The sequence below is a fragment of the Nonomuraea sp. NPDC003201 genome, from assembly GCF_053590415.1.
Map to the genome: position 1 here is coordinate 92158 of NZ_JBSFTC010000009.1, position 6748 is coordinate 98905.

Consider the following 6748-nt stretch of genomic DNA (forward strand, 5'->3'; position numbering starts at 1 on the left):
CGCTTCGAGGACTGGCCAACCACGTGTTCGAGACGCTATCCGACCGGTTGACATCGGTCTTCTCCTCCCTCCGGTCCAAAGGCCGGCTGTCCGATGCCGACATCGACGCCACCACCCGCGAGATCCGCATCGCCCTGCTGGAGGCCGATGTCGCGCTCCCGGTGGTCAAGGCGTTCGTCGCCCAGGTCAAGGAGCGCGCCCGCGGGGCCGAGGTCTCCCAGGCGCTCAACCCGGCGCAGCAGGTCGTCAAGATCGTCAACGACGAGCTGATCGGGATCCTCGGCGGCGAGACGCGCAGGCTCCGCCTCGCCAAGACGCCGCCGACCGTCATCATGCTGGCGGGTCTGCAGGGCGCCGGTAAGACCACCCTGGCCGGCAAGCTGGCCAGGTGGCTGCGCGAGCAGGGCCACACGCCCCTGCTCGTCGCCGCCGACCTGCAGCGCCCCAACGCCGTCCAGCAGCTCCAGGTCGTGGGCGAGCGCGCCGGGGTCGCGGTCTACGCCCCCGAGCCGGGCAACGGCGCCGGCGACCCGATCGAGGTCGCCCGCACGTCGATCGACGAGGCCAAGCGCCTGCTGCACGACATCGTCATCATCGACACCGCCGGCCGCCTGGGCATCGACCAGGAGATGATGAAGCAGGCCGCCGACATCCGCGACGCGGTCTCGCCCGACGAGGTCCTGTTCGTGGTCGACGCCATGATCGGCCAGGACGCCGTCACGACGGCGCAGGCGTTCATGGAGGGCGTCGGCTTCGACGGGGTCGTGCTGACCAAGCTCGACGGCGACGCCCGCGGTGGCGCCGCCCTGTCGGTGCGGCACATCACGGGCCGGCCGATCATGTTCGCCTCCACGGGTGAGAAGCTCGAAGACTTCGACGCCTTCCACCCCGACCGGATGGCCTCCCGCATCCTCGACATGGGTGACATCCTCACCCTGATCGAGCAGGCCCAGAAGACGTTCGACGAGGAGCAGGCCGCCAAGATGGCGGGCAAGCTCACGTCGGGCGAGAACTTCACGCTCGAGGACTTCCTCGAGCAGATGATGATGGTCCAGAAGATGGGGCCCATCAAAAACCTGCTGGGCATGATGCCCGGCATGGGGCAGATGCGCGACCAGCTCAACTCCATCGACGACCGCGACCTCGACCGCATCGCCGCCATCATCCGCTCGATGACGCCCGGGGAGCGCCAGGACCCCAAGATCATCAACGGCTCGCGCCGGGCCCGTATCGCGGCCGGCTCCGGCGTCACGGTCACCGCCGTCAGCAACCTCGTCACCCGCTTCTTCGAGGCGCAGAAGATGATGAAGCGGATGGCGGGCGGCATGGGCATTCCCGGCATGCCGGGCGGTCGTGGCAAGGCGGGCAAGGCGCAGAAGAAGGCCAAGGGGCGGCGCGTCAGCGGCGACCCGCGCAAGGCGGCCCTCGGCAAGGCCTCTTCCGCCGAGGCTCCGGAGGCGGAGCCCAAGGGCGGTGGCCTGCTGGGCAACCTCGGGGGCAAGCTGCCTCCGGGCGTGGAGCTGCCGCCCGGCTTCGACCCCTCCAAGTTCCGCCTGCCCGGCCAGAAGTAACCACCGCCGGGACCCTGCCTCCCGGCGGCCAACCCCGGGCCGACCTGCACTCCGGTTTCCGGGGGTGGCGTGCATCGGGCCTCCGCGTCGACGCTCCGGTTTTTCTGGGGGTGGCGCGCCGCGGGCTCCCGGCGTCGGCCCTCCGGTTTGCGGGGGCAGCGCGCCCCGAGCTTGCGACGCCGATGTTTTCGGTTTCTGGCGGCGGTGCTTCCGGAGTTCCGGCCGGTCTCGCTCCGGCTCCCGGCGGCGACGCGCCACGGGCGTCCGGCGGTGGCGTGCCCAGGTACCCGGCGACCTCGGGTTTCCGTGGCGTGGGCGCCAGTGCACCTTGGCGCCTGGGCCGTCCGCGGTCCTTGCCCTGGCTCTCCGGCAGTGGCGTGCCTGGGCGGCCGGCGGCGGCGCCCCCGGGAGATGCGCCGCGCCGGCCCCCCTTCCCGCTGGTGGACTCCCGGCAGTCCCGTCGCTCTGAGTACCTGCGTCCGCCCCCTCGTACGGCCGCTCGCCTGGACCTGCCGCACGCCCCGCCCGGAACCGGTCGCTCCCCGCTCGCGCGGCCGGAGATCATGCGCCGGCGGGATAGCATGAGCGGGTCACTCGCCGTACAGGCGACCAGGTCGCACGCAGTGCCGAGCCTTCGGGCGCCGTTCGGGCGCGGATGGAGGCGACGCGCCGTGACGGAACGTCGATGGCAGTGCCGTGGATCTGGCACAATGGCATGTTGGAACATCGTGGCCATGCGGGTGCCCTCTCACCTCCCGCCGGACGCGCCTGTCCCTGGAGCGTCATCCCGTCGTGCCCCACTCGGCGAGATGCCGTTCACCCACGCTCGAATGCAGGAGAGACCACACCCGTGGCAGTCAAGATCAAGCTCAAGCGGCTCGGCATGATCCGCAACGCTCAATACCGCATCGTCGTCGCCGACAGCCGCACCAAGCGTGACGGCCGGGCGATCGAGGAGATCGGCCTGTACCACCCGAAGGACGACCCTTCGCGCATCGAGGTCAACGCCGAGCGTGCGGCCTACTGGCTGGGGGTCGGCGCGCAGCCGACCGAGCCCGTCCTCAAGCTGCTCAAGCTCACCGGCGACTGGCAGAAGTTCAAGGGCGAGCCCGCCCCTGCGCCGCTGAAGGTCGCCGAGCCCGCGCCTGACCGTCACGCCCTCTACGAGGCCGCGGCCAAGGAGGCGCTGTCCGGTGGCGACACCGGCACGGCCGCCACCACGCCGAAGAAGGCCAAGAAGAAGGAAGAGGCTGAGGCCCCCGCCGAGACCCAGGCCGAGGGCGAGGCCTGACGTGCTCGAGGAGGCTCTCGAGCACCTCGTCAAGGGCATCGTCGAACATCCAGACGATGTCCGGGTCCGCGCACGCCGCATTCGCAGCGGGCGCGTCCTGGAGGTCCGGGTGCACCCCGAGGACCTGGGTAAGGTCATCGGACGCGGCGGGCGCACCGCCAAGGCGTTGCGCACCGTTGTGAACGCCCTGGCCGACGGGAAGTACGTACGGGTCGACCTGCTCGACCTGCACGAAACAGTCCGTTAGCGTCAGGTTTCCGCGCCCTCATCGGCTTTGCCGGCCGATGGGGGCGCTTGCGTTAGGAGTTCATGTTGCAGCTGGTCGTCGGCCGGATCGGCCGTCCGCACGGGGTGCGCGGTGAAGTGTCCGTGGAGGTACGCACCGACGATCCCGAGCTGCGTTTCGCCGTGGGCACGTCCATCGCCACGGACCCCGCCGCCAGGGGGCCGCTCGTCGTCGCGGGCCGCCGCTGGCACAAGGGCTTCCTGCTGCTGACCCTCGAGGGGATCACCGACCGCGATGCGGCGGAGGAGCTGCGGGGCACCATGCTGGTCATCGACTCGGCCGAGGTGGAGCCGTCCGACGACCCCGACGAGTTCCACGATCATCAGCTCATCGGCCTGACGGTGGAGACCGCCGCGGGGGAGCCCGTGGGCGAGATCACCGACGTTCTCCACCACGGCCAGGACCTCCTGGTGGTACGCAGGATCGGGGCGGACGAGGCGCTCATCCCGTTCGTCAAGGAACTCGTGCCCGAGGTCGACCTGGAGGGTGGTCGGCTGGTCGTCGACCCGCCAGAGGGCCTGCTGTGATGCGGCTCGACATCATCTCGATCTTCCCCGAATACTTCGCGCCGCTCGACGTCTCGCTGATCGGCAAGGCTCGCGAGCGCGGCACGCTCGACGTACGCGTACACCAGCTCCGTGACTGGACCCACGACGTGCACAAGACCGTGGACGACACCCCCTACGGCGGGGGGCCGGGCATGGTCATGAAGCCCGAGGTGTGGGGCGAGGCCATCGACGACGTGGCCGGGGACGGCGCGCCGAGGCTGATCGTTCCGACGCCGAGCGGGCGGCCGTTCACCCAGGAGCTGGCGCAGGAGCTGGCGGGGGAGCCGTGGCTGCTGTTCGCGTGCGGGCGGTACGAGGGCATCGACTCGCGGGTCATGGAGGAGTACGGCTCCCGGCTGCGGGTCGACGAGGTCGGCATCGGCGACTACGTGCTGGCCGGGGGCGAGGTGGCGGTGCTGGTCATGGTCGAGGCCATCGGGCGGCTGCTGCCCGGTGTGCTGGGCAACGCCCAGTCGGCCGTGGACGACTCCTTCGCGCCCGGTTCCATGCAGAATCTGGTCGAGGGCCCCGTCTACACCAAGCCGCCCGTCTGGCGGGGGCATGAAGTGCCTGAGGTGCTGCTGTCCGGGCATCACGGAAAAGTCGCCAGATGGCGGCGTGACCAGGCGCTGCGCCGTACCGTACGGAACAGGCCGGAGCTGGCGGCGGCGCTCGACCCCGACACGCTCGACAAGCACGACAGGAAGCTCCTCGAGGAGCTGTCGTTTCGCGTCGAGCGCGAAGATATGGCAAACTGAATCGCTGCCAACCGTCATTTGGTTGGTCTGTCATGCCCGGGAAACGATCCCGGGTTCATCACATCAGCAGGCGTGTCCGCCGCGAGCCACGGCCGGGTGGACCTCCGCGTGCTCGCGAGGACTTGAGGACAGCTCTCATGCACACGAAGATCCAGGAGCTCGAGAAGGCGACGCTGCGCAGCGACGTGCCGAGCTTCCGCCCCGGTGACACGCTCGAGGTTCACGTTCGAGTCGTCGAAGGAAACCGCTCCCGTATCCAGGTCTTCAAGGGCTTCGTGCTGCGCAGGCAGGGCAGCGGCGCCCGTGAGACCTTCACGGTCCGCAAGGTCAGCTACGGCGTCGGCGTCGAGCGCACCTTCCCCGTGCACAGCCCGGTCATCGAGAAGATCGTGCTCGTGACCCGCGGCGACGTGCGCCGGGCCAAGCTTTACTACATGCGCGACCTGCGCGGCAAGGCCGCCCGTATCCGCGAGAAGCGCGAGACGACGGCCGCCAAGTAGCCCGGTCTTTTCGTGGCCCGCGCACTCGCGCGGGCCATTCGGCTTTACAGGGCCGTTTCCTTTATGTGGAGCGACTCGTGCATGGGTGTAACGTCGGTCGAGGCTTGTCGAGCCGAAGCATCATCTAGGCTCGTCAGCGATGACTAGCGAGAGCCAGGAGCACGGCGCGGCGCGCCGCCCTGTCGAGGACGAGGTGGACGTGGTCGCCGAAGAGACTCAGAAGCCAGCAAAAGGCGAGAAAAAGGAGAAGAAGGGGTCGTTCTGGAAAGAGCTGCCCGTTCTTGTCGTCGTGGCCTTGGTGCTGGCCCTGATCATCAAGACGTTTGTGGTCCAGGCCTTCTACATTCCGTCGGAGTCGATGGAGAACACCCTGTTGAAAAACGACAGGGTTCTGGTCAACAAGCTCGTCTACCACACGCGCGACATCGAGCGCGGAGACGTGGTGGTCTTCTCGGGAGTCGACTCCTGGGACGGTGAGTTCCAGATGGAGGAGCCGTCCAACCCGGTCGCGGCCTTCTTCCGCTGGGTCGGCACGGCGTTCGGCATCGTGCCCGGCGAGAAGGACTACATCAAGCGGGTCATCGGCGTCGGTGGCGACCACGTGAAGTGCTGCGACTCCAAGAATCGCATCACGGTCAACGGCACGCCCATCGACGAGGAGAGCTATCTCTATCCGGGCAACGTGCCGTCCGACAAGTTCTTCAACATCACGGTGCCCGAGGGGCGGCTGTGGGTGATGGGCGACCACCGGTCGGTCTCGCTCGACTCCCGATCCCACACCGGTGACGCGGGCGGTGGCTCCATTCCCGTGAGCCAGGTCATCGGGCGGGCCTTCGTGATCGTCTGGCCGTTCAACCGGGCGACCTCGATCGACATTCCGGACACGTTCTCGCAACCGGCGCTTCAGGCGCTCGGTGGCTCCGTACCGCTGGTCGCCGGGTTCGGGCTCGCCGTACCCTTGGTCCTGGTTCGTCGCCGCTGGAAGGGGAAGAGGCGCTGATGGCCGTCACCAAGAAGGCGGAGGGCGTGGGGAAAGAGAAGAAGAAGGGCGGCTTCCGCGAGACGGTGCTGCTGCTGGTCCTGGGCGTGGGCATCGCGCTGCTGCTGCAGGCGTTCGTGGTCGGCTCGTTCTACATCCCGTCCGTCTCGATGGAGAACACTCTGCTGGTCAACGACCGGGTCTTCGTCAACAAGCTGGCGGGCAAGCCCGAGCGCGGCGACATCGTGGTCTTCAAGGGCTGGAACACCGGCGAGGACACCATCAAGCGGGTCATCGGCGTCGGCGGCGACAAGGTGGTGTGCTGCGACTCCAAGAAGCGCATCACGGTCAACGGCACGCCGCTGGAGGAGACTTCCTACCTCTACCCCGGCGATTACGCTTCCGGCGATAAGTTCAACGTCACCGTGCCGCCCGGAAAGCTCTGGCTGATGGGCGACCACCGCAGCGCCTCGGCCGACTCGCGGGCCCACATGGACGAGGCCGGAGGCGGGTTCATCTCGGAGAACGACGTGATCGGCAAGGCCGTGGTGCGCTACTGGCCGCTGTCCCGGGGGTATCTCTTCTCCCGTCCTGACACTTTCGACAAGGTCAAATAGCGGTCGCTTTCGGTCGCGGTTCGCGGCGTTTGGGGCGTACGCTGCCTCTGTCATGACAGTTGCGTTCCGCCCTCGGCCAAGCGTCGTCCGGCGCGATTCCGGACTCTACGCCTATGAGCGGGCGCTCGCCCGCCGCGGCGTGTCCAAGCTCCGGCGGCTGCTCGCCAGGATGCCCGGCACCGAGCTGTCCACCTCGCC

Annotated in this window: 8 protein-coding genes; all 8 read left to right on the forward strand. The window is 68.6% G+C overall.

Annotation, left to right across the window (positions count from 1 at the left end):
• Window positions 1-23 precede the first annotated feature (23 nt).
• The gene (gene ffh / locus ACWDX9_RS06790) at window positions 24-1571 is read left to right on the forward strand and encodes a signal recognition particle protein (RefSeq protein ID WP_449949853.1); all 1548 of its coding nucleotides are present in this window, start codon (window positions 24-26) and stop codon (window positions 1569-1571) included.
• Between the two features lie 850 nt (window positions 1572-2421).
• The gene (rpsP, locus tag ACWDX9_RS06795; protein WP_449949856.1) at window positions 2422-2862 is read left to right on the forward strand and encodes a 30S ribosomal protein S16; all 441 of its coding nucleotides are present in this window, start codon (window positions 2422-2424) and stop codon (window positions 2860-2862) included.
• Between the two features lies 1 nt (window position 2863).
• Window positions 2864-3109, forward strand: coding sequence for an RNA-binding protein (locus tag ACWDX9_RS06800; protein WP_113699978.1), 246 nt, complete (start codon window positions 2864-2866; stop codon window positions 3107-3109).
• Window positions 3110-3174: 65 nt separating this feature from the next.
• Window positions 3175-3675: a ribosome maturation factor RimM gene (rimM, locus tag ACWDX9_RS06805; protein WP_449949863.1), complete on the forward strand. Its 501-nt coding sequence runs from the start codon at window positions 3175-3177 to the stop codon at window positions 3673-3675.
• The gene (trmD, locus tag ACWDX9_RS06810; protein ID WP_350730336.1) at window positions 3675-4454 is read left to right on the forward strand and encodes a tRNA (guanosine(37)-N1)-methyltransferase TrmD; all 780 of its coding nucleotides are present in this window, start codon (window positions 3675-3677) and stop codon (window positions 4452-4454) included. The genes rimM and trmD overlap by 1 nt, the downstream gene beginning before the upstream one ends.
• A 137-nt stretch (window positions 4455-4591) precedes the next feature.
• The gene (gene rplS / locus ACWDX9_RS06815) at window positions 4592-4954 is read left to right on the forward strand and encodes a 50S ribosomal protein L19 (protein ID WP_185071559.1); all 363 of its coding nucleotides are present in this window, start codon (window positions 4592-4594) and stop codon (window positions 4952-4954) included.
• 139 nt (window positions 4955-5093) lie between these two features.
• Complete coding sequence (gene lepB, locus ACWDX9_RS06820) at window positions 5094-5954, forward strand: signal peptidase I (RefSeq protein ID WP_449949858.1); 861 nt, start codon at window positions 5094-5096, stop codon at window positions 5952-5954.
• On the forward strand, window positions 5954-6550 hold the full coding sequence (lepB, locus tag ACWDX9_RS06825) for a signal peptidase I (protein ID WP_364250698.1): 597 nt from the start codon (window positions 5954-5956) through the stop codon (window positions 6548-6550). Before lepB (ACWDX9_RS06820) ends, lepB (ACWDX9_RS06825) begins: the two co-directional genes overlap by 1 nt.
• The last annotated feature ends 198 nt before the right edge of the window (window positions 6551-6748 follow it).

Excerpts from the sequence above, each read along its gene's own strand:
- rplS (WP_185071559.1), top strand. The coding sequence starts at position 4,592 with ATGCACACGAAGATCCAGGAGCTCGAGAAGGCGACGCTGCGCAGCGAC.
- lepB (WP_449949858.1), top strand. The coding sequence starts at position 5,094 with ATGACTAGCGAGAGCCAGGAGCACGGCGCGGCGCGCCGCCCTGTCGAG.
- trmD (WP_350730336.1), top strand. The coding sequence starts at position 3,675 with ATGCGGCTCGACATCATCTCGATCTTCCCCGAATACTTCGCGCCGCTC.
- lepB (WP_364250698.1), top strand. The coding sequence starts at position 5,954 with ATGGCCGTCACCAAGAAGGCGGAGGGCGTGGGGAAAGAGAAGAAGAAG.